The organism is Cytobacillus oceanisediminis 2691 (genome assembly GCF_007678455.1).
Taxonomy (GTDB): Bacteria; Bacillota; Bacilli; order Bacillales; family Cytobacillaceae; genus Mesobacillus; species Mesobacillus oceanisediminis_A.
Window position 1 is genome coordinate 75892 of sequence record NZ_VEEP01000009.1, and the last position, 21381, is coordinate 97272.

General features: G+C 40.0%; 22 protein-coding genes and 1 pseudogene. 10 read left to right on the plus strand and 13 right to left on the minus strand.

Translation table 11 applies throughout. The features are described from left to right. The first annotated feature begins 126 nt into the window (after positions 1-126). Positions 127-327, plus strand: coding sequence for a hypothetical protein (locus tag FS736_RS17520; protein WP_144479647.1), 201 nt, complete (start codon positions 127-129; stop codon positions 325-327). A 3-nt stretch (positions 328-330) separates the two neighbouring features. Next, positions 331-582: a sigma-G-dependent sporulation-specific acid-soluble spore protein CsgA gene (locus FS736_RS17525; protein WP_144480027.1), complete on the plus strand. Its 252-nt coding sequence runs from the start codon at positions 331-333 to the stop codon at positions 580-582. A gap of 57 nt (positions 583-639) precedes the next feature. Here FS736_RS17525 and FS736_RS17530 read toward each other — a convergent pair whose 3' ends face one another. Together FS736_RS17530 and FS736_RS17535 are read right to left on the minus strand one after the other, a co-directional pair. Next, a complete protein-coding gene (locus tag FS736_RS17530; protein ID WP_144479649.1) occupies positions 640-1503 on the minus strand; it encodes a YihY/virulence factor BrkB family protein in 864 nt (287 codons plus the stop codon). Positions 1504-1620: 117 nt separating this feature from the next. After that, entirely contained in the window at positions 1621-2376 is a 756-nt protein-coding gene (locus tag FS736_RS17535) for a TraR/DksA C4-type zinc finger protein (protein WP_144479651.1), read from the minus strand. 150 nt (positions 2377-2526) lie between these two features. On the opposite strand from FS736_RS17535, the gene FS736_RS17540 reads away from it, so the two are divergent. After that, positions 2527-3306, plus strand: a complete 780-nt coding sequence (locus FS736_RS17540; protein WP_144479653.1) for a hypothetical protein — start codon at positions 2527-2529, stop codon at positions 3304-3306. 42 nt (positions 3307-3348) lie between these two features. On the opposite strand, the gene FS736_RS17545 is transcribed toward FS736_RS17540, so the two are convergent. The 3 genes from FS736_RS17545 to FS736_RS17560 all read right to left on the minus strand — a co-directional run bounded on the left by FS736_RS17545 (position 3349) and on the right by FS736_RS17560 (position 8945). Beyond that, a complete protein-coding gene (locus tag FS736_RS17545; RefSeq protein WP_144479656.1) occupies positions 3349-4113 on the minus strand; it encodes a 3D domain-containing protein in 765 nt (254 codons plus the stop codon). Between the two features lie 397 nt (positions 4114-4510). Next, the gene (gene fdhF / locus FS736_RS17550; protein WP_260983639.1) at positions 4511-6571 is read right to left on the minus strand and encodes a formate dehydrogenase subunit alpha; all 2061 of its coding nucleotides are present in this window, start codon (positions 6569-6571) and stop codon (positions 4511-4513) included. Positions 6572-6785: 214 nt separating this feature from the next. Continuing rightward, a complete protein-coding gene (locus tag FS736_RS17560) occupies positions 6786-8945 on the minus strand; it encodes a PAS domain S-box protein (RefSeq protein WP_144479662.1) in 2160 nt (719 codons plus the stop codon). 324 nt (positions 8946-9269) lie between these two features. Here FS736_RS17560 and yhfH point away from each other — a divergent pair, with 324 nt between their 5' ends. From yhfH to FS736_RS17570, 3 genes are all read left to right on the plus strand, one after another. After that, complete coding sequence (gene yhfH, locus FS736_RS17565; RefSeq protein ID WP_285847893.1) at positions 9270-9401, plus strand: protein YhfH; 132 nt, start codon at positions 9270-9272, stop codon at positions 9399-9401. An 860-nt stretch (positions 9402-10261) separates the two neighbouring features. Beyond that, entirely contained in the window at positions 10262-10426 is a 165-nt protein-coding gene (locus FS736_RS24405; RefSeq protein ID WP_186326832.1) for a hypothetical protein, read from the plus strand. Between the two features lie 56 nt (positions 10427-10482). After that, positions 10483-10734, plus strand: a complete 252-nt coding sequence (locus FS736_RS17570; protein ID WP_144479666.1) for a transcriptional regulator SplA domain-containing protein — start codon at positions 10483-10485, stop codon at positions 10732-10734. Between the two features lie 266 nt (positions 10735-11000). On the opposite strand, the gene FS736_RS24410 is transcribed toward FS736_RS17570, so the two are convergent. From FS736_RS24410 to FS736_RS17580, 3 genes are all read right to left on the minus strand, one after another. Beyond that, positions 11001-11159 (minus strand): hypothetical protein, encoded by a 159-nt coding sequence (locus tag FS736_RS24410; protein WP_186326833.1) that lies wholly within the window; start codon positions 11157-11159, stop codon positions 11001-11003. 19 nt (positions 11160-11178) lie between these two features. Further along, positions 11179-11388 (minus strand): YozQ family protein, encoded by a 210-nt coding sequence (locus FS736_RS17575; protein ID WP_313959736.1) that lies wholly within the window; start codon positions 11386-11388, stop codon positions 11179-11181. A gap of 139 nt (positions 11389-11527) precedes the next feature. Beyond that, positions 11528-12703, minus strand: coding sequence for an MFS transporter (locus tag FS736_RS17580; protein ID WP_144479670.1), 1176 nt, complete (start codon positions 12701-12703; stop codon positions 11528-11530). A gap of 205 nt (positions 12704-12908) precedes the next feature. On the opposite strand from FS736_RS17580, the gene FS736_RS17585 reads away from it, so the two are divergent. Next, on the plus strand, positions 12909-13079 hold the full coding sequence (locus FS736_RS17585; protein WP_144479672.1) for a XapX domain-containing protein: 171 nt from the start codon (positions 12909-12911) through the stop codon (positions 13077-13079). Between the two features lie 61 nt (positions 13080-13140). On the opposite strand, the gene FS736_RS17590 is transcribed toward FS736_RS17585, so the two are convergent. Both FS736_RS17590 and FS736_RS17595 read right to left on the minus strand, forming a co-directional pair. Next, positions 13141-13980, minus strand: coding sequence for a formate/nitrite transporter family protein (locus FS736_RS17590; protein ID WP_260983640.1), 840 nt, complete (start codon positions 13978-13980; stop codon positions 13141-13143). A gap of 350 nt (positions 13981-14330) precedes the next feature. Beyond that, the gene (locus tag FS736_RS17595) at positions 14331-16250 is read right to left on the minus strand and encodes an endonuclease MutS2 (RefSeq protein WP_144479674.1); all 1920 of its coding nucleotides are present in this window, start codon (positions 16248-16250) and stop codon (positions 14331-14333) included. A 484-nt stretch (positions 16251-16734) separates the two neighbouring features. Here FS736_RS17595 and FS736_RS17600 point away from each other — a divergent pair, with 484 nt between their 5' ends. Then, positions 16735-17409, plus strand: a complete 675-nt coding sequence (locus FS736_RS17600; protein ID WP_144480031.1) for a Crp/Fnr family transcriptional regulator — start codon at positions 16735-16737, stop codon at positions 17407-17409. Between the two features lie 88 nt (positions 17410-17497). On the opposite strand, the pseudogene FS736_RS17605 reads toward FS736_RS17600, so the two are convergent. Beyond that, positions 17498-18061: pseudogene (locus FS736_RS17605) on the minus strand (LrgB family protein). A gap of 231 nt (positions 18062-18292) precedes the next feature. Here FS736_RS17605 and FS736_RS17610 point away from each other — a divergent pair. Next, positions 18293-18892 (plus strand): SCO family protein, encoded by a 600-nt coding sequence (locus FS736_RS17610; RefSeq protein WP_144479676.1) that lies wholly within the window; start codon positions 18293-18295, stop codon positions 18890-18892. Positions 18893-19023: 131 nt separating this feature from the next. Here FS736_RS17610 and FS736_RS24415 read toward each other — a convergent pair whose 3' ends face one another. Beyond that, entirely contained in the window at positions 19024-19161 is a 138-nt protein-coding gene (locus tag FS736_RS24415) for a hypothetical protein (protein WP_023627787.1), read from the minus strand. Between the two features lie 325 nt (positions 19162-19486). Between FS736_RS24415 and FS736_RS17615 the strand changes: the two genes are divergently transcribed. Next, a complete protein-coding gene (locus tag FS736_RS17615; RefSeq protein ID WP_144479678.1) occupies positions 19487-21106 on the plus strand; it encodes an ABC-F family ATP-binding cassette domain-containing protein in 1620 nt (539 codons plus the stop codon). 47 nt (positions 21107-21153) lie between these two features. Here the strand turns inward: FS736_RS17615 and FS736_RS17620 are convergent, their stop codons facing one another. Continuing rightward, positions 21154-21288 carry a YuzL family protein gene (locus tag FS736_RS17620; RefSeq protein WP_144479680.1) on the minus strand — a complete coding sequence of 45 codons (135 nt, stop codon included), beginning with the start codon at positions 21286-21288 and terminating at the stop codon, positions 21154-21156. Positions 21289-21381 lie beyond the last annotated feature (93 nt).

Consider the following 21381-nt stretch of genomic DNA (forward strand, 5'->3'; position numbering starts at 1 on the left):
TTAATACATTTAAAGATTTCCCTATCGTTATTCGTAAAAAACACGTTTGGAAGTTTTTCCAATAATTAGCTCAATACATAATTGATCTGGCAATAATGCAACTTATTGAATGGAGGTGTTTATGAAATGGAACCGAAACAGCCTGGCAGTAACAGTCTTCCTGACTTCAAGGAGATGACAGACAGGGTGCATGCAAATCCGGGAACAGGCCCGCAACTGGTCATAAAGACCAGCCTGGATCCCAGTGAAGTCACAGAGGAAAATCCTTATGTCCAATCTGATCAACCAACTGATCCGGAAGAATTCAGAAATTACTTCAAGGAGTAGATGATGGAAAAAACACAGGCCTATCTTCGTGAAATTGTATCCAATTATACAGAGACATATCCACTCAGCAAGAAAATCTATCAAAGGTTAGAAAGCGAAAATTACGCTTCTGAAGGTGATTTTGTCAAAGTCCTGACAGCTGAGGAAATAGAATTTTTGAATAAGATCTTACCGGAAGCGATTGAGTATGCGAATAATGAACAGGATGAAAAACGCGCCTATCAGCTAAACGAAGTATATGAGCTTCTATATTGAAAATCTGGAAATCTTCTCCCGAAAACGAAAAAACAGCAGGAATGAATCCTGCTGTTTTTAACCGTTGGCTGAAGCTGTATGTTCCTCATCAATTGCTTCTTCGCCCGTCTTTTCCCGATGGTAAATTGCATTGATTTCACCGCCGAGCACAAGCGCCAACCCTGTCAGGAACAACCATAGCATCAACACAATTACGCCGCCAAGACTTCCGTATGTGGCTGAGTAATTGCCGAAATTGCTGACATAAAATGAAAATCCCAGCGAAATCAACTGCCAGACAATAGTGGCAAAAATTGCCCCAGGCAGGACGTGTTTGAAAGGATAATGCTTGTTTGGGGCGATTCGGTACAAACCAGTCAATACTGCCACCATGACCACAATCCCGATGACCCACCTGATCACATTGAAGATAATATCATATGGTTCAGGAATTGGGATGATTGTTTGTATCGTTTCCAGGATGACATTGCCGAATACCGGGAGCAATAACGCAATGACAAAAGCCAGAATCAAACCAATCGTAAGAAAAATTGAGACAAGCCTCGCTTTGATGAAAGATCTTGTTTCCTTTACATCATAGGCAATATTCATTGCTTTCATAAAGGCGTTCATACCGTTTGAAGCTGACCAGATTGTCCCGATGATCCCGAAGGTCAAAAGTCCGCCATTTCGCTCACTTACAAGTTTCACCACATTATCTCTCAATAATTGCGCAGACTCTTCCGGCAATAACTGATTGACAACATTGATTGCCTTTTGTGGATCGATATTCAAGTAAGGGACGATGGCAATCAACAAAATCATCATCGGAAACAATGCCAGCATATAATAATATGCTTGCTGGGCAGCAAGTCCAGTTGCACGGTCTTTTTTCAGCTCTCCCAGCAAACTTTTCCCATAGTGCTTAAATTTCTCTTTCACTAAACGCACCTCATTTCTCCATTGCAATATGCTTGTCTTTTCCCCGACTTCAGGAGTTTTAATCCTGATTAAAATATCGGTAAAATAAAAAAGACCATCCCTGGTCTTTTTAAAAATCTACTTATCATCTTCAACATATGGGTCATGTTCGAATGCAGGCAAGTCTCCAAAGGATGTCATAATCCCTTCCCTGTCCAGCTCCTCTTCATACTTTTCGTGCTGTTTATTTGGATAAATAGTTATTTCTTTACCGGTAATATCGTTGCCGACAAAGTTTTCGAAATCCTCGACATATCCAATATTCTCTTCGGATTCAATATACGTGTCATTATAATGATCCTGTGGTTTCACGAAATCCGAGGGACTTTCTGAAGTGCCCCAACTTGCTACTGCCTGCCAAGAATCCTCTGCATCAAATGCAACATTTTCATCTTTATTATCCAAATCGAACTTACCGAATGGCGGCATCAATACCCCCTCTTCAATTGGGCGGTTATGTGATACGGTCCTGTCTGGAGTGTGTTCAATGCAAAACCTCGTTTCAGGCACCGCTTTTAGACGGTCATATGGAATGTCCTTTCCACATACCTCACATTTTCCATAGCTTCCTCTCTCGATTGCCTGCAATGCAAGATCGATATTCTTGAGTTGATATTCAACATGCTCGTTAAGTGCAATATCTTTCTCGCGTTCATATAACTCTGTCCCCTCATCTCCCGGATGGTTATCGTAGCTTGAAAGCTCTCCAGTTGATTCGTGGGCATGGCCACTTCTTAAATCGAAATGATCGTTAGCATCCAGATTGGCTTCAAGATCATTTTTGTTTTTGAGTAGATCTGCCTGGAATTCCCTCAACTGCCCGTTTGTTAGCATATTTGCTGCCCCTTTCCTAGTAACGGTTTTTATTAGCTTGCTGCATTTGGCTTTATTTCATTAACGGTAATAAGTGTTATCTCCCGCAAGTACCAATTTTATGGCCTAACTCATAGTATGTAGGAAAACTTATTATTTGGAGTGATGCCTATGCCTTTATTTGTCAATGGATTTGTCTCCCCACAGGTTTTCAGCAAAAATAAGGAGGTTGAAAATCCAGAAAATCAGGAAAAGTTTCGCTTAAATTACCTGCATGAGTTGTTGAATGAACAGCGAAAGTTAAACCATGAGTTGTCTGGAAGTGTCATGAAATTTGACAACTCCCTTGAACAGAACAGACAGGAACAAATTAAACACTTTAATGCACTGGTTTCCTCACTGGCAAAGCAGGAAAACCTATCTGAGAAAGTTATCGAGAATATATACGAACAAAAGGAATCGGCTTCTGACCTGGACGATAAATTGATTAAACTTGAAGAAATGCATGAACAGTTTTCAAAAACACTTTTAAACAAGGAACTGACAAGTCAGGCCATATTGGACCAGCTTGCCTGCCAGCAATCAATGATTATCGATTTAAACAGAAAACTGCTCGAGTATGAGGATGTCACCAAAGCTCTTGTCATTCAAGCACAAAAGCAGGAAGAACTGCAGGATATGATTGCAAAACACATTGATTTGCAAGGGATTTTCCACGAAACGGTCATGGAACAACTTGGCAAACAGGATGCTGTGGGCGAAGGAATTTCAGATCAATTAGGTGAAATAAAATCTTCATTGTCAACCAAAGCTAATGAAATTATTGAAAAGCTTGAAAACCAGTATTCAAAGTTCACACATTTTCTTTTAAGCCTTATTGTGCCAAATATCACCCAAAAGAAAATAATCAGAGGTAAAATGTTTAAAAAAGAAAATAATCAGGAAAAATAAAAAAAGAGCATTGGCAATGCCAATGCTCATCTGTACTATATATTAATCAAGAATTGTCACATTTACTTGTTTTCTGCCCCACTCAAGCGCTCCCTCTTGTGTAGGGATAAATACATCAATCCGGTTTCCCTTGATCGCACCGCCGGTATCTTCGGCTGTGGCATATCCATAGCCTTCAACATAAACTTTAGAGCCCAGCGGGATGACAGAAGGATCAACAGCAATCACTTTTGCATCAGGATTTGTCTTCAGGTTGACTCCTGTCTTAGTAATCCCTGAACATCCAGTGCAATTTGCTGTATAAGCTGTCGATTCAACAGTTATTTGTTTCGTTGCAGCTGCAGGCTTGGCTGCAGTTGTTGTTTTTTCTGCTGGTGCAGATACAGGTGTAGCCACCGGTGTAGCTGCCTCCTTTTTGGCAGAAGTTTTTTCTGCTTTCATTCCAGCAGGCATATCCGTATAAACTGCCAGCTTCATTCCTGGATGGATCAAGTCAGAAGATAATTTATTCCAATTTTTCAGTTCATCTACGGTAACTCCATATGCTTTGGAAATTTTCCAAAGTGTATCCCCTTTTCTCACCTGTGCATATTTAATAGGAGATACTTCTAATAAATCATTTGGGTGGATTACATCATTTGAAAGCTTATTCCATTTTTTTAATGAATCTACTGACACGCCGTATTCTTTAGAAAGACCCCAAAGTGTATCCCCCTTATGTACGACGATTTCCTCTGCCTGTGCTTGTGTGCCGGCAGCTCCAGAAATTGCCGCTGCTGCAACCAAAGATAATAATGACTTTTTCATTTGTTTGCCTCCCATCGGCTAATTTTTATCACGTGAATTATCGTAACATAGAATTTCCGGAGAAAAAGAACAAGCACATTTAAATTGAATTACGAGAATAACAGAATTATAACGAGAACATGTCATATTATCTGAATATTCAAATAATATGATTCCTTTTTATCAAGGTTTTCTAGTTATTTTGTAAATTATTCTATCTTTTTCCTATATAACCATTTTTGCCCTTGAAGTTTGTTTTTATTTTTTGAGCAGATAACCGCTGTTCATGACATTAAACTTTTAAAAAAAAAGAATGATACTGAAGTATTTAAGCTAAAAATCTGACCATTGGCGATAAAACAATTAACCTTTCTATTAAAAAAAGCAAAAATCCCATAGAAATGGGATTTTTGCTCTTTTAAGCGATTCTTTCAATCTTAACTGCACATGCTTTGAATTCTGCTGTCCCGGAAATTGGATCAAATTCATTCAGAGTAAGGACGTTCGTCGGCACCTCCGACCAGTGGAAGCTCATGAACACAAGTCCAGGAACCACTTGTTCCGTTATTTTCACTTTAACATCGAGTGTACCCCGTCGGGAACTTACCCTGACAAGTTCACCATCAGTTATTTTTAGCCGCAAAGCATCTTCAGGGTGTATATCCAATGTTTCTTCTGTTTGCTTTATTTTGACACCTGGCGCGTAATGGCGAGTTTGAGTATGGGTATTATACGATTCATAACGTCTGCCGGTTGTCAGTGTGAAGGGATATTGCTCATCCGGACTTTCAAGCGGCGGCGTGAATTCGACAGGCACGAAGCTGGAGCGTTTGGTGTTTTCCTTTTCAGCATGGAACCTCTCATGCATGATTTTTGTACCCGGATGATTATCGTCTGGGCACGGATAATGTATCCCATATTCCTTTTCCAGCCGTTCGTATGAAATTCCACCATACATCTCCCAGGCAAGTTCCCTGACTTCGTCCCATATCTCCTTACTGGAGTTATAACTCATCTGATAGCCCATCTTAGAAGACAGCTCACATAGGATTTCCCAATCCTCTTTCACCCCAGGCTGTGAGGTTACAGCGGTGCGAACCCGCTGAATCCTGCGATCAGTGTTCGTATAAGTGCCATCAACCTCTCCCCATGATTTCGCAGGAAGCACAACATCAGCCATTTCAGCCGTTTCTGTCATGAAGATATCCTGAACAATCAATAAATCGAGATTCTCCAGTAACTTCCTGGTATGGTTCATGTGGACATCTGCCACCAATGGATTCTCACCAATGCAATATAGAGCTTTGATCTCACCAGTCTCAATTTTGTCAAAGGTCCTTGTTTGGGTATCACCTACTTTTTGACTGATTTCCGTATTCCATGCTTTCTCGAATCGTGAACGGTAGTCATGATCAAGTAAACTGATTGCACCTGTAAGCTGGTTAGGCAGGCACCCCATATCTCCGGCACCCTGGACGTTATTTTGTCCCCGTAACGGCATAATGCCTGACCCCTTCTTTCCAATATGTCCGGTGAGCAAGGCAAGGTTAGCGATGTCGAATACATTGTTCACGCCACAGTGATGCTCAGTGATACCCAGTGTATAGGCAATCATCGAACGATTTGACGCTGCATACAGGCGTGCCACCTCGATGATGTCTTCTGCGGCCAGTCCCGTGATTTCTGCTGAATATTCCGGGGTGTATCGGTCAACCTTTGCCAGCAGGGAATCAAAGTCTTCGGTATTCTTGCCGATGAATCCCGGGTCATATAATTTCTCGGTTATGATGATTCTGATCATGGCATTGATCAGTGCGATGTCTGTGCCCAGATTAATTTGCAAATGTTTATGCGCGGATTTGACCATATCAATCCTTCTCGGGTCAATAACCACGATTTTAAGTCCACTCTTGGCCGCCTTCTTCATTCTATTTCCAATGATCGGATGAGCTTCGGTCGTATTTGAACCCATCAGCAATAAAACCTCGGCATCATCGATATCTTCTAAAGTATTGGTTGGGAAACCGCTTCCAAAAACAGTCGCCAGACCGGCGACACTAGGAGCGTGTCAGGTTCGGTTGCAGCCATCAATATTATTGCTGCCAATGGCTGTTCTCATAAACTTTTGGGTAACATAATTGGACTCATTTGTAGTCCTGGCACAAGCAAACATTGAAATTGCTTCTGGCCCAAAATCTTTCTTAATAGAAGTTAAATGGCTAGCAATATACTCATAGGCTTCATCCCATGTTGCTTTAACAAGCTTGCCCGCCTTTCTGATCAATGGAGTATTCAATCTTTTCGGCGCATGGACATATTGATAGGCAAAGGCCCCTTTCACACATGTCTGCCCTTTATTAACAGGAGCTTCCTTATCCCCTCTGATTTTTACAATCTTATTATCTTCCACTTCCAAAATCAGCCCACAGCCTGTTCCACAATAACCACAAACAGTTTTCACCTGGCTTATCGATGACATGGTATCCCCTCCGTTATCTTTTTATACAAACCCCTATATTCATATTAGTCTAAATTTTTGTGACGATGTGATAATTCAAAGAGATTTTTTTGTCATATTACCAACATTTTCTCGACAAAAATTGACCCTGACTTGCAGCATGGAATACAAGTTCGAGTTATATTCGATTTAGACAATAGAAAAAGGCAGGATAATTCCTGCCTTTGTTCCATTCTTATGCAATTTTAGCGGGCAGGACAATCTTGAAGGTTGTTCCTTTGTTCTGCTCGCTTTCAATATATACCCTGCCATTATGGCTCTCTATGATTTTAAAGCTTACCATAAGGCCAAGCCCATTTCCGTTTTTCTTGGTAGTATAGAAAGGTTCACCAATCTTCTTGAGTGTATCCGGCGGAATTCCTACCCCTGTATCCTTGATGGATATCAAAACATTGTCATCCTGAATTTCAGTTTTAACTTTTAAATCTCCACCCTCGGGCATGGCTTCGATTCCATTTTTAATGAAATTCAGGAAGACTTGCTTGAGCCGATTTTCATCACACTCAATCTGGATAATTTCTTCGGGAGCATCAAATTCCAATTTAACATTTCTCTTTCTCGCTTCAAATTTAAGCATTGAAACGACATTATTGACAATAGGGATGATGTTCTTTTCCTCAAGTTCAACCGCCTTCGGTTTAGCAAGGACCATGAACTCTTCTACAATATTATTGACTCGATCAATCTCATCAAGGATGATTTCGATAAACTCCTGACGCTGTGGGTCTGTTTCGTCGAGCTGGAGGAATTCGGCATACCCTTTCATTGAAGTAAGCGGATTCCTGATTTCATGGGCCACACCAGCGGCAAGCTGCCCGACCGCGGCAAGCTTATCCTGACGGTGCAGCATTTCCTCTGATTTTTTCTTCTCAGTAATATCATTCCTGATGGCAAGGTATTGATACGGCTTACCGTTTTCATTCAAAAACGGAACAATCGTCGTATCAACCCAATAAAAGGAGCCATCCTTCGCCCGATTACGAATTTCACCTTTCCACACCTGTCCTGAACCAATCGTTCTCCAAAGATTTTTAAAAAACTCTTTAGAATGCAATCCAGAATTCAAAATTCTGTGGTCGTTTCCAATCAATTCTTCTCTGCTATACTTGGAGATTTCACAAAACTTGTCATTTACATTTTTTATGATCCCTTTTTCATCTGTAAAAGCAACAATCGAAGATTGATCCAAGGCAAAATTTATATCACTGACTTCTTTCAAAGTTTCTTTGAGGCTGGCTTCCGCCTGCTTTCTCTGTGTTATGTCTGAACGTATCGAGACATATTGATAAGGTCTTGCTTTACTGTTCAAGAACGGAACAATCGTCGTATCAACCCAATAATAAGAACCATCTTTCGCTTTATTGCGGATTTCAGCCTTCCACACTTTACCTGCCCCTATTGTTCTCCACATTTCTTTGAAAAAGTCTTTAGAATGAAGGCCAGAATTAAGTAGAGAGTGGTTTTGCCCCAACAACTCGGCTTCACTGTATCCAGATATCTCAACAAACTTTTCGTTTACATAAGTTATATTGCCTTTAGGATCTGTAATGGCAACAATCGCTGAAATATTAAGGGCGTCCGTAATATCCTTTAAATTTGTGTCAGTAACGGCAAGCCTTTTACTGATCAATGCACTGGAGCCAATTAAGCCTGCAAGAATAACGATGGAAATAAACGCTATCAGGTAACTGATCAAGGACTCTGGTATGCCACTTTGTTCAATTAAACCATTATTCAGATTGATCATAGAAGCTCTGGTTAAAAGAAAGTGACCCTCAACAATAGCAGCTGTCACGAACAGGGCACTTAAAGGCTTAATCCAGCCATGCGAACCCTGAGTGAAATTTTTAGAGAAGAAAAGCATCCAGAATGAAAAGTAAAATGAAACGAATACGAGTGCTAATCCTACAAGGAGAATCGCAGGCTGATAAGTAAAGTGCAGCCTCATTGAATACATTCCCAGAAGGTGGACAGACATAACTGCCAGGACCATGAATAAACTGCCGACCAGTAGATCGCCCTTTTTAACATTCTTTCCAGTCATTGTGTAAAATGCCATCGCAGTAAAAGAAATAACCAGAATGATAGATAAGATGGTAATCGGAATACGATAAGAAATATTGACATTGAGATTCAATGCAAGCATTCCAAAGAAATTCATTACCCAGATTCCGATTCCAAGTGAAAAAGTCCCACCCAGAAACAAAAACCTTTTATTCCGATCAGAAGATTTAATTAGACTGAATAAGTCCAGTGCTGTATATGATGACATGATTGTCAATAAAATCGCAACCAGCAATAAAATTGGATTGAAGGATAATTCTAGATTATCCATTTAGCATCATTCCTCACTTAAAGTTTCATATCGATTGTATGTTAAAAATGGTAAGAATAAAAGGGGTTATTAAATAATTTGTAATAAACCTGTCACTTTTATCTATTGACTTAAACGAACATTGTAATATAACAGCTATATTTTTCAACTTCATAAATTCTTCTGCAGTTAGTTTCCTATGCTATTGCCTCGAAAAGACAGGTATAAACACCTAATTTTGAAAATTTTTTAAAAAAAGCCTACACAAATTCAGAAATTATGTTTATACTGTACTATAACAGGTTAATTAAAATATAAATTGTACTATAAAAGGAGGAAATACTAATGATGAGTCCGGTTGAATTTTTTCGCAACTTGCCAAAGAAGGTTTGTCCAGAATGTGGTGAAGGAATGCATGAGCAAGCAGAATCCTACATGATGGAATGTGATCGCTGCTTATCAAAAAAGGAGGAATAAGAAGCAAAGGCACCTTTTGTTTATAAGGTGCCTTTTTGGTTGGCGAATTGAATAATATCAGGTCAAAAGAAAAAAGAAGCCCGTAAACGAGCTTCTTTTTTAACATCTTAGGAGACCCAACCAGCATCAGCCCAAAACTTTTTTGGAACTATTGAGTTGTAAAATCCTCTTACTATAGCCGATGTGTGTTTGTTCCGCATTTAAGGATTCTACTATCATAAAAGGGTTTACCCAGCTTTTATGATTGACCCTTAACAAACACATGATTCGGTATAATCACCGAGAGACTCATTATTCCCTTAGAAGTTTTTAGCTATAATCATCATTTAGACATGCATCCCTACTCACCATTACACTGGTTCGCTGCATTCAAGAATTCAGAACTTAATTAACGTTTCGCCCTTTCCTTGCTTGATCTGTCTTTAATCTGTTATTCCCCAAGCATCCTTACAACTTAACGGATCCTCTTTTGGTAAAAAGCTTCTTTTCGGCGTATCAGAATTGAATAGGCTGAATTTCCGCTCTTTCCCTGTTGGTTGTACTGATTAAAGATCAAAACAATTATTGGCTAACTAGATTAAGGTTGAACTCTTGTAGCTGGTGATGCTGGCAATCTGATGATAGCTAACTTAACTTTAGGAATAAACCTTTTTTTCGTTCACTACGGAACGAACACAATTGGTTGAGCCTCCTAAGATGTTAATGGCTTTCTTCTTACACTCTTAGTATACCACCCTGAATAAAATGTAAACCCTTACATCCGTGACGATTTGGTGACTTTTTCATTCTAACTTGAAGTTCATTTTTTCGGTATAACCTAAATTCGATTACAGAAACTATATATACCAGGGGGTGAGATCATGGACTATAAAAAAGAGGATAGCAGCAAAAAGAATCTTAAAGCCACATATACTCCGAATCAAAGGTTTGTGCCTGGAGGATCTGTAGATGAGCATCGGGATATCGAAGCTGCGAATATTTTTTTTACTGGAGATGAAATAAAACAACAGAATGAAAATCTCTAGTTCGGATGTTTGGAAAAAGGAATCTGTTACCACAAAAATGAAAAGAGGGAATCTGCTTGGATTTAATCGACCCGAAAAATTTGAAAAATGGTGATGAAGTTTTTGTTATTTACCGTAACCCCCATGTACCTTCTGTTTCAAATATCAAGGCCGGTGAGATCGTTCAACATCCCAAAGACCCCAATGCCCTGGCTCTTTTCCTGAACGAGACCTTGCATGTTATTGAAGATGATGATGCTCTTTTCGCTACACAGGCCGCAGCGGAAAAAGCTTGCAGCGAGGCCGTAGATCCCTACGATGCGTTGTGACCCAAACGGGGTTTTATCCTCTTTTTAAAGGGTATTTTACAAATGCAAGCCAATTTCTATTAGGAGGGTCCGAACATGAAAGTTCTTTCAGCATCTTCTAAACTTGTCATTGGCTCTGCACTCGAAGGAGGATTTGTTTATCTAAAGAAAGGCACCCTTACCCCCAACAAAGTGATACGACGCGGAAAACTTTAAATGCACAAATCCTCTTTCAATAAAAGCACATCCGATAAGGATGTGCTTTTATCTTTGAGCAATTACGTTTTTTAGAGGTCAGACCTTTTAATTGGTTCCTTTTCGTTATTCGTCTGATTCCCCGTACTTGATGTATAGCCTACGCGATACACGAAGTCTTTCTTTTTCTTTAATGCATCTGGCATTTTATACTGTAGATCGTTCGATTGGAATTTACCTTTTTCGGACATTCTTATCCCCCCTGTCTTCCTATTGGTAGCCTCTTCTATTCAACTCGTCAGTTGCAGCTGATGTGCGTTCAATGTCCCCGCCTACTTCTCCCTCTGCATAACTGTCGCTAGCTTGTTCGTGGGTCATGGCAAGCCCATTTGAAAGTTCATCATTCCTTTGGTAATCCGCGGTCTCGTACATACGGCCAGCTACTTCTGTACTTTTATTTTTATCTTTTTTCAGGGTAATCCCTCCTTTCGTTTTCTCAGGTTATTTTTTGACATTAATTCATAAACCATACTCCACAATTCACTTGTCTTGCGGCGCATAACCCCCGACATTCGTTTAAAAAACCAAAACACCCCTTCATATAAGAAGGGGTGAAAAATTACTGAATGCCTGTTTCCATTGACGTTTTTTTATGCTCTTGTAAAAGCCAGACTGTCAGCAAAACGCCAATTAAAGTTAAAGCAGCAAAAAACAAATATACAACATAAATGCTAAATTCCTCGAAAAGGATACCTCCAATAAATGTAAAGAACCAGTTACCCAGCCCATTGCCGACAGCTGAGTAAATCGTCACTGCCGTGGCTGTGACATATGGAGGTGTAATGTCGCGTATATATTGCAATCCTGCCGGAATGAATAACCCAAGTGAAAATCCCTGTATGACAGCGGATGCATAGACAAGACCCAATGCAGGCTCGGTAAAATAAAACATCCATCTGATCAATGATACAAGAGATGCGATTAAAGCAACCTGAAGAAGCCCCAATTTGCGGATCCAGCTGCCTGCAACCCTCATGAATGGAATCTCGGATAGCACCGCGATAAGAAATGCAATGCCAATCCCTGTATATGTCCCACCTCTATCCTCAACAAACAGACTGAAATAAAAATTATTCGCTAGATTTGGTCCAAAAATCATGAACGTTACACCCAGGAAAACTAAAAACTTCTTCATCCGCAATAAATCCTTCATACCGGAAAAGAGACTTCTGGACCTGTCAGAGGATTCTTTTGGCATTTTCACTGAAAAAGCCGCGGCTATCACTAATGTCAGGAAGAACGCATAAAAAATAATCTCTGGGTTCCATTCAGACAATCTCCCCATTACGAAAACCGCCAGGCCAAATCCCAATGATCCGAATAACCTGACATTTCCATAATTCACACCAACTTTGCTAGTATATTTTAAGGAGATACTATCTGATAAAGGAATTATTGCACTTTGGAAAATGGCAAGTATTGTGGCAGCAATTAAGAATAATAAAAATTTGTCAAACACGAGATAACCAAAAGCAGCAATCCCGGTTACTAGTGTCGTAAGTGTTAACAGTCGATTATGATAATTTTTCATATCGGCAAGCATTCCCCAGAATGGCTGAAAAAAAATCATGATCACAGGACCAACAGACAAGATTAATCCGATCTGATAGCCATTCAATTTTTCCACTTCGGTTAAATATATACTTAATAAGGGGAAGAGACTTCCTATCCCGAAAAATACAAAAAGATAAAATCCTTGTAATGTAAGGATATTCTGCTTTATTCGCTTTTCCATCTGAATCCTCCGTGATGTCAATATGTAGAGTTATATTTTACCACTATTTTAGTATAAGAATAGAAAAAATCGTTTTATTCAAAATAAAGAAAGAATAAAGCGTTTTCATTTAAGTTATGTCATGTTAAAATAATATTGTTTTAAGTGATCAGACGTCTGCTCACCTATTGATTTAATCTATCATGCCATAAGAGGCGGTGAAATCATGAGAGAAATAATATTGAGCCTGGTTGCTGGTTTGATCGTTGGGATTTTATTTAAATTCCTCAAGCTTCCGCTCCCTGCACCACCAGTGCTGGCAGGTGTACTGGGAATTGTCGGCGTTTATTTAGGCGGAGTTGTTGGAGAGTGGATTTTGAACAGCTTTAAAGGATAAAGGCGTTCATCAATAGGATTAGCAAAAAAATCCACGGGGTCACCGCGGATTTTTTCTTATATTAAAAGTATTGTTTAAAGGTGTTTTGTCCATAGAAAGCGGATGATTCCACTTGCTTTTTTGTTGCGGCATTCTTTGTGGCATCCAGGTAAACATAAATTGATCCAACGAAAACTGCCCCGCCAATGATATTCCCTATCGTAACTGTCAGGAGATTATGAATACCTAAACCAAAACTAATGGTCTCTGGATGTTCAACAAGAAGAGCAATCGAAAATAAAACCATGTTTGCGACACTATGCTCAAAACCCGATACTACGAAAGCGAACACCAGCAGCATCATTACCCCGATTTTTGCTCCATCTCCCTTAATATTGTAAGGTACCCAGACCGCCAGGCATACAAGCCAGTTACACAGAATCGCACGGAAAAATAATTGGATTGCGGGGGTATTCATCTTCATGCTTACGGTTTCCATCATATATTGTGTTTTTTCAGGCGTCGGGAAAATCCCCGACAACATAATGACCGTCCCAAAAAATATAGCTCCTGCGATGTTTCCTGCATAGCAAGCAATCCAGTTTTCAGCGGTATCCCTCCATGATGTCGCCTTTTTAAGAGAACTGATGGTCATCAGCATCGTGTTACTAGTAAAAAGCTCCCCGCCGCCGTATAAAATCAGTACCAGAGCCAATCCAAAAAAGATCGAGCTTACGATTGGAGTCGCTGGAGAATGCGCATCAAAAAAATACTCCCCCAGGCGATATGAGACCATAATCCCAAAACCGATGTATACACCTGCAAGTGCAGCTCTCATTAAATACTTCAACTTCGATTCTCTTAAGTAATTTTTCTTTTTCAAAGCAATACCAATGGCAATGTCGATAGGATGTCTGCTCAAGTTTAAGACCTCACTTAGTTTGTGAAATAAATCACATTTTTATGTTGATTTAATCTTATACTTGATTTATCTGTTTGTTAAGACAAAAACACATGACATGTTTATGACCATTTATTAAGCGCTTCCATAGCATTATCAATGCTACTAGACGGTTTTCACCGTCACTTTCTTAAAATTCATAGGGGCTTTCCCCTAAGCGTCCAATTTCTAAAAAAGCAGGGCGATTCAGGAAAAGCCTTCTGTAATAGCAATGAATGTATCTATACTCCATTCTTCTCTGGATCTGCACTATCTGGGGCCCAAAGCCGCTCCGCCTTGGGGCCCATCATCCTTAAGCCTTTGAAAATCCATCAATCTTGCCTGATAATACTTCCTTCAATATGCTTTCGCTCCATTTGGTTCAGCAGCTTACGGTGTTCTTTGGTTTCAAATAAAATATTGAAATCGTAATCTTCTGGATAAAGTTCTGCCGCAGGGATGTTCAATTTCAGACGTTTATGATTTACTTCTATTTTTTCATCTCTCATCTGCACAATATAATTCCCATTACTGTCAGGCCCTTTGTAAATGACGCCAAGCTCTCCTGAACTTGTTACATAAACACTATCACTCATTTCGAAGCGATTTATTGTTTTGCTGGCATCGGCCGTTTTTTTTCTTTTATGCTTATTGACAATCAGCTGCTTTTCCCGCCTTTTTAATTCATTGCTATCTTGAAACAGAGCACTATAATTCTTTTCAGATTTATAAGTGATCATATGGGCCCGTTCTATTAATTTTGGATGCACTCCTAACTTCAGGGCAATCGCAAATGCCTGGCTATCGCCTCCCGTTCCGATGCGCAGCCGGTAGGTGGGCATCAATGTCTCCAGATCGAATTCCATTGAGCCATTCATAAAATCTTCATGTGTATCCGCAAATTCTTTGATTTCGCTATAGTGTGTTGTAGCAAATATGGTCGCTCCCTTATTGTTCAGGTTCTCAAGTATGGCTGTTGCCAATCCCATCCCCTCTCCAGGATCGGTTCCAGAGCCGAGCTCATCCAGGAGGACAAGGGTCCTGTCATTTGCTTTTTCTAGAATCTCAATGATATTCACAATCCTAGAACTGAAGGTACTTAGGTTTTGCTCAATACTTTGCCCATCCCCTATATCCACAAGGATCTTATGAAAAATACCTGATTTGCTGCCCTCTCCAACCGGCAGGAGCAATCCACTTTGGGACATCAACACCAGCAGACCAGCTGTTTTAATAGAAACCGTTTTCCCCCCGGTATTTGGTCCAGTAATCACAAGTGCATGGTAGTTCGTTCCGATCTCGAGCGTTAATGGAACCGCATTCCTGCCAAGAAGCGGATGACGTGCCTTTTTATAATCAATCACTTGATCATCCACGATATCGACTTTTTTTGCATCAATCGATCGACAATACTTTGCTTTTGAAAATAAAAAATCAAAATGGACCATCGTCTCGATCGCAAGCTTAATTTCTTTTTCTTTACCTTCTGCCAGACCGGTAAGGGCAAATAAGATTTTCTCCACCTCTGCCTGCTCCTCGAAGAAAAGCCACTCCATTTGATCCTGAAAGACGCCGATTTCTTCTGGTTCGACAAAAAGAGTTGAACCTGAAGCCGATGTATCGAGCACAGCCCCCCTTACCTTCCCTCGATATTCCTTTTTTACAGGTATAACATACCTTCCATTTCTCTGGCTGACGACTGCTTCCTGAAGAAATGGTTTGAGTTTTGCTGACTTCAATAATTGTGTAAGCTTTTCCTTCAAACGCTCCTCCTGGATACCAATTTGTTTGCGGACCTTTAACAGCTCTTTTGATGCGTAATCATCAATTTGTCCATTGCGAATACACCTTTGGATTTCCGCCGCTAGTTCAGGCAGTTCCTCAATACTATAGACATAGGCGGATACTCTAGGTGCGCAATACTCTTTATCCCTCATAAATCGGCGGAGCTTGCTGCAGCTGTCAATGAATGAGTTCAACTGTACAAGTTGATCTACTCGCAACGGGATTCCTTTGTTAAAACCATTCATTACCGCTTCCATGCCTTCAAGACCATGGATAGGAACGCTTGAGCTGATTTTTAGAATTTCAATGGCTTCTGAAATTTCCTTATGCCATGCGTCAATCTGCTTTAGGTTTGTGGATGGTTCCATTTCCATAGCTTTCTTTCTGCCTGATTCTGTTAAAGCGAATCCCGAAATGGCTTCTTTGATTTTGTCATAACCAAGAACAGTGTAAGTTTGTTCGTTCAATGTTTATTCCTCCTTAAAAATAAAAAAGCCGCAATGGACAAGTCCAAAGCGGCTTAAAATGCTTACAGCTGGGCTGTGAGCAATATATTTACGAAAAAAAGCTGTGTATATGCACACAGCTTCTGCTCACAAATATCAAGCATGCTTCTATGTTCATTGTTCTTAACATCCAATCCAGGCCATAACGAAATAAACCTAAAAAAGGCTTCATTTCAAACTGGATTGACCGTATGAAATTAACGGTTAGTTAAGAACGACACCTAACATAGAACATACTCCTTACATATCAATAATCTCCTCAATAGGATACGTCGTTTTTGCCTCTTTTGTCAACCAAATTCATCCATTTTTTTGAAAAATGATTTGTAAAAAGAATGTTCACATTTTCTCTATTGACCTGTTGTTTATATTTCATTTTAATTAGGGTTAACCAAAGGTCGAAAAAGGTGGAGATTTTGTGGCCAGCCAGGAAAATGTCAGTAGTATGAATTATGAGATAAGTGAACTGATCAAGGCATCGGAAAAGATCATAAAGTTTAAAAAAGGGACCTTTTTATTCCGCGAGGGCCAGGAAGCTAAAGAAATGTATATCATCCTTTCAGGAAAAGTGCAGGTTTCCAAGATGAACGCCGAGGGCAAAGAATTGTTTTTAAGGCTGTGCAAGAAAAAGGATATCGTCGGTGAGCTTACTCTTTTTACAGTTGGGCCAAGGTATCTGTTCAATGCAAAAGTTGTTGAGGACGGTGAAGCAGCCGCAATCAATATCGAGAATCTGGAAAACATCTTATTCAACAATAGCCAATTGGCATACCAGTTCCTTAAGTGGATGAACGATCATATCCGTCGGACCATCACTAAATTCAGGGATCTCGTCCTGCATGGAAAGAAAGGCGCTTTGTATTCCACTTTGATCCGCCTTAGTAACAGCTACGGTATTAAAAAGGAAGATGGCATCCATATCAATGTACCAATTACAAACCAGGATCTTGCTAACTATTGTGGCACTGCAAGGGAAAGTGTAAGCCGAATGCTCGGGGAATTGCGGGACGAAGGAATTATTTCGATTAATAGAAAAAGGATTATCATACATGACCTTGCTTTCCTCAAACGTGAAATCCAGTGTGAAAATTGCCCCATTGAGTTCTGTAACATGGATTGAAGCATTAAAAAAAGGAAGCTTATAAATCGTCAGCTTCCTTTCTATATTTTTCCATAAAACGCTTCGAGATTTCCACCAATATTTCCCCTTATAAAAAGAGGGGGATAATAACGGGCAGCAGGAGTGATGTAAGGATCGCCGCCAATCCAATCGCTGCTCCTGATACCGCCCCCTGAAGCTCCCCTTCTCTGGCAGCTTCGGCCGTACCATGGGCGATGGTGCCGATCGCCAGTCCTCTTGAAAAAGGATCATGGATTTTCATGACATTCATCAGCCAAGGTCCCAGCATCGCTCCTGTCATTCCGGTAATCATGACAAAGGCTGCCACCAAAATCGGATCAGCATCTATAATCCTGGCAACCTCGGAAGCTACTGGTATCGTTATGAATTTAATGTCAAGAAACCAGGATAATATTAGTCAAGTTCAGTAAATAGCCTATCATGACAGCTGAAAGAATAGTCGAGACAGTTCCCGCTAAAAGCCATGCCAAAGCAGGTTGAACGAAATTATTTTTCTTTTTTTGTATAAAGGCACTTCCAGAGCTACTGTAGCCTGTCCCAGAAAATAGGTTATTATTTCGCTCGCTGCTTCGTACTCCTTATAAGGGATGTTCAGGACCAGCAAAACGCAGATCACGATGACCGTACTCAAGAAATTTGCAATATGTATATAACGAACTTATCCGCTTTCAAGAAAATGGCTCCTTTTTCGTTCCAAACATTATTACTATAATTATAGATTCCGTTTACTTTATTGCAAGAATGTTTACTTTTTTCATTGATCGTCCCTTTTGAAAAGGCAAAAAGAATAAACATAGTTCACACAATGTCCATATGATTTTCCTCGTGTTTCTTATATCTTATAAAGGGGGAGGCTTGCGTTATGAAAAAAATCTATATTATTAGCTCACTTATTGTTTTAATTGGTATTGCATCCGGAATCTCATACTTTTTAGTCAGGGATGCCAATGCACAAATACCAGAAGGCATTACCCTGTTAACCATGGATGAAGAGAAATATACATTCGGAGAAGATACGGACACAATCAAGCTGGTGGAGTTTATTTATACAAATTGCCCGGATATCTGCCCTACGACAACCCAGGAGATGAACCTTCTGCGCAATGATTTAATAAAAGAAAACGTTTATGGAGATAAAGTTCAATTTTTAACGATTACGATTGACCCGTACCGTGACAGCCCAGAGGTTTTAAGGAAGTACATGGAGAATTTCGGACTTGAAAATGACGGGAATTGGATATTCCTTACCGGGGACCCAGCCAATACCCTAGAAGAACAACAAAAAATCAAGAAGGTTGCCGATACATTTAAATTCCAGTACCGAGACCCAGGAAACGGTTTTTACGTGCACAGTACTTTTACTTACCTGATTGATGAAAATAATAAATTCATCAAGAAATTCCCTATGGGTGAGGATTTTAAAAAAGATAAAGTTTTCGAAGCCATTATGGATGAGCTTTAAAAATAAAAGAAAGCGGTGGCTGCACCGCTTTCTTTTATTTTTATTAACCGTAATAGATTGGCTTTTACTTCATTACTGAGTGAAGTAGCTGGATGCAGTTTACCGCGAAGAGGAAAAAGCCAGTCTATCTCTTAATGTGAATTAACAGTGGTGGGATGTTTCTCTGTTTTTTGCAGGGAGAAAAATTCTGATTTTGGCTTAGTAAAGCTGACTTTTATCCCTGATTCCTTTAGGCGGTTCACAAAATCAACCAGCTGCTTTTTAGCCATTTCAAAAACTCCTTTTTATCCATCTTTGTCTATTATTATTCTACATGAAAAATATGAAAAATGTGTGAAAATGAGCAAAAAAATTGACATCCAGACAAAAAATTTTTTCATTATTTTCCCAATATACTTCTTCCCCATATTATGTTAGCCAGATGGACAAAATCCCTTCTAAACTACTCTTGCTTTTTCCCATTTTCCCTCCAGTGGAAACACCTTTATGAAAAAATGTTTCCTTCCTGCGCAATTTGAATGTAAAAGAATTCGCTCACAAGGTTCAAACATGTTATAATCTTTGGGATATATATTAATGGAGGCTACTAAATAAATGATTACAGTTCAAAATGTTGGCCTGAGATATGGTGACCGCAAGCTTTTTGAAGATGTTAATATTAAATTCACACCTGGAAATTGCTATGGTTTGATTGGTGCTAATGGAGCCGGTAAGTCCACTTTCCTTAAAATATTATCAGGTGAAATCGAAGCTCAGACAGGCAATGTTTCCATGACTCCTGGCGAGCGTATGGCAGTACTAAAGCAAAACCACTTTGAATATGAAGATGTTGAAGTTTTGAAAGTCGTCATAATGGGCCATGCGCGTTTGTATGAAGTAATGCAGGAAAAAGATGCAATTTACATGAAAGAAGATTTTTCCGATGAAGACGGCATGAAAGCCGCGGAACTCGAAGGAGAGTTCGCTGAATTGAATGGTTGGGAAGCAGAATCTGAAGCTGCCATCCTGCTTAAAGGTCTTGGAATCGGCGAAGACCTCCACACGAAGAAAATGGCGGATATCAGTGGCGGAGAAAAGGTAAAGGTCCTTCTTGCCCAGGCATTATTCGGCAAACCGGATGTACTCCTTCTTGACGAGCCTACGAACCATCTTGACATCGCTGCGATTCAATGGCTGGAAGAGTTCCTGATCAACTTTGAGAATACGGTTATCGTGGTATCCCACGACCGTCACTTCCTGAATAAAGTATGTACACATATTGCTGACCTTGACTTTGGCAAAATCCAGCTTTATGTAGGGAACTACGATTTCTGGTATGAGTCCAGCCAGCTTGCAATGAAAATGCAGCAGGATACAAACAAAAAGAAAGAAGAGAAAATCAAGGAATTGCAGGCGTTCATTGCTAGATTCAGCGCCAACGCATCTAAGTCAAAGCAAGCAACTTCACGTAAAAAACTGCTTGATAAAATCTCTCTGGATGATATCAGACCATCTTCCCGTAAATATCCATATGTAGGATTCACTCCTGACCGTGAAATCGGTAATGACTTATTAAGGGTTGATGGTATTACCAAAACGGTTGACGGCATAAAAGTACTTGATAATATCAGCTTCATCATGAATAAAGATGATAAAATCGCATTAGTTGGGAAAAATGAAATTGCCATTACGACTCTGTTCAAAATCCTGACAGGTGAAATGGAACCAGACAGCGGTACATTTAAGTGGGGAGTGACCACTTCCCAGGCATATTTCCCTAAGGACAATTCCGAGTACTTTGACGGCTGCGACCTTACTCTTGTTGACTGGCTGCGCCAGTTCTCGCCAAAGGATGACAGCGAGAGCTTCCTGCGAGGATTCCTTGGCCGTATGCTATTCTCTGGTGAAGAAGTATTGAAGAAAGCAAGCGTTCTTTCTGGAGGCGAAAAAGTCCGCTGCATGTTATCAAAGATGATGCTTTCTGGTGCGAATGTGCTCTTGTTGGATGAACCAACGAACCACTTGGACCTTGAATCCATCACAGCTTTGAACAATGGAATGATCAACTTCAAGGGTTCCATGATCTTCTCGTCCCATGACCATCAGTTTGTTCAAACTGTTGCAAACAGGATCATGGAAATCACTCCAACAGGATTGGTCGATAAGCAGATGACGTATGACGAATATCTTGAAAACGAAGAGCTTCAAAAGCAAATTGCTGAGATGTATGTATAAGCTAAAAAACCCTCGGATTTCCTCCGGGGGTTTTTGCTTTGAACAAATCAGCCTCTTTTCTGCTTCCTTCTGGAGGAATCAGCAGCCTTGCTTCCTGTTTCACTTGCCGTAGTGCCCTGCCCCTCCACCTGGCTCGAATTTAGTCCGATGGTTGATGGATCCTTTTTTCGCTTATTTGACATGTCTGCACCTCCTTTACCTGCATTTAATATTGTGAAGCTCATGGAATAAATTATTCTTGCCGCGGACAAGTTAAATGAGTGAGGAGGTGTAGA

Excerpts from the sequence above, each read along its gene's own strand:
- FS736_RS17535 (WP_144479651.1), bottom strand. The coding sequence starts at position 2,376 with ATGCTAACAAACGGGCAGTTGAGGGAATTCCAGGCAGATCTACTCAAA.
- FS736_RS17525 (WP_144480027.1), top strand. The coding sequence starts at position 331 with ATGGAAAAAACACAGGCCTATCTTCGTGAAATTGTATCCAATTATACA.
- FS736_RS24410 (WP_186326833.1), bottom strand. The coding sequence starts at position 11,159 with ATGTCCGAAAAAGGTAAATTCCAATCGAACGATCTACAGTATAAAATG.
- FS736_RS17540 (WP_144479653.1), top strand. The coding sequence starts at position 2,527 with ATGCCTTTATTTGTCAATGGATTTGTCTCCCCACAGGTTTTCAGCAAA.
- FS736_RS17585 (WP_144479672.1), top strand. The coding sequence starts at position 12,909 with ATGAGAGAAATAATATTGAGCCTGGTTGCTGGTTTGATCGTTGGGATT.
- FS736_RS17620 (WP_144479680.1), bottom strand. The coding sequence starts at position 21,288 with ATGTCAAATAAGCGAAAAAAGGATCCATCAACCATCGGACTAAATTCG.
- FS736_RS17610 (WP_144479676.1), top strand. The coding sequence starts at position 18,293 with ATGAAAAAAATCTATATTATTAGCTCACTTATTGTTTTAATTGGTATT.
- FS736_RS17560 (WP_144479662.1), bottom strand. The coding sequence starts at position 8,945 with ATGGATAATCTAGAATTATCCTTCAATCCAATTTTATTGCTGGTTGCG.
- FS736_RS17545 (WP_144479656.1), bottom strand. The coding sequence starts at position 4,113 with ATGAAAAAGTCATTATTATCTTTGGTTGCAGCAGCGGCAATTTCTGGA.
- yhfH (WP_285847893.1), top strand. The coding sequence starts at position 9,270 with ATGATGAGTCCGGTTGAATTTTTTCGCAACTTGCCAAAGAAGGTTTGT.
- FS736_RS24415 (WP_023627787.1), bottom strand. The coding sequence starts at position 19,161 with ATGGCTAAAAAGCAGCTGGTTGATTTTGTGAACCGCCTAAAGGAATCA.
- FS736_RS17600 (WP_144480031.1), top strand. The coding sequence starts at position 16,735 with ATGAATTATGAGATAAGTGAACTGATCAAGGCATCGGAAAAGATCATA.
- FS736_RS24405 (WP_186326832.1), top strand. The coding sequence starts at position 10,262 with ATGGACTATAAAAAAGAGGATAGCAGCAAAAAGAATCTTAAAGCCACA.
- FS736_RS17615 (WP_144479678.1), top strand. The coding sequence starts at position 19,487 with ATGATTACAGTTCAAAATGTTGGCCTGAGATATGGTGACCGCAAGCTT.
- FS736_RS17580 (WP_144479670.1), bottom strand. The coding sequence starts at position 12,703 with ATGGAAAAGCGAATAAAGCAGAATATCCTTACATTACAAGGATTTTAT.
- FS736_RS17520 (WP_144479647.1), top strand. The coding sequence starts at position 127 with ATGGAACCGAAACAGCCTGGCAGTAACAGTCTTCCTGACTTCAAGGAG.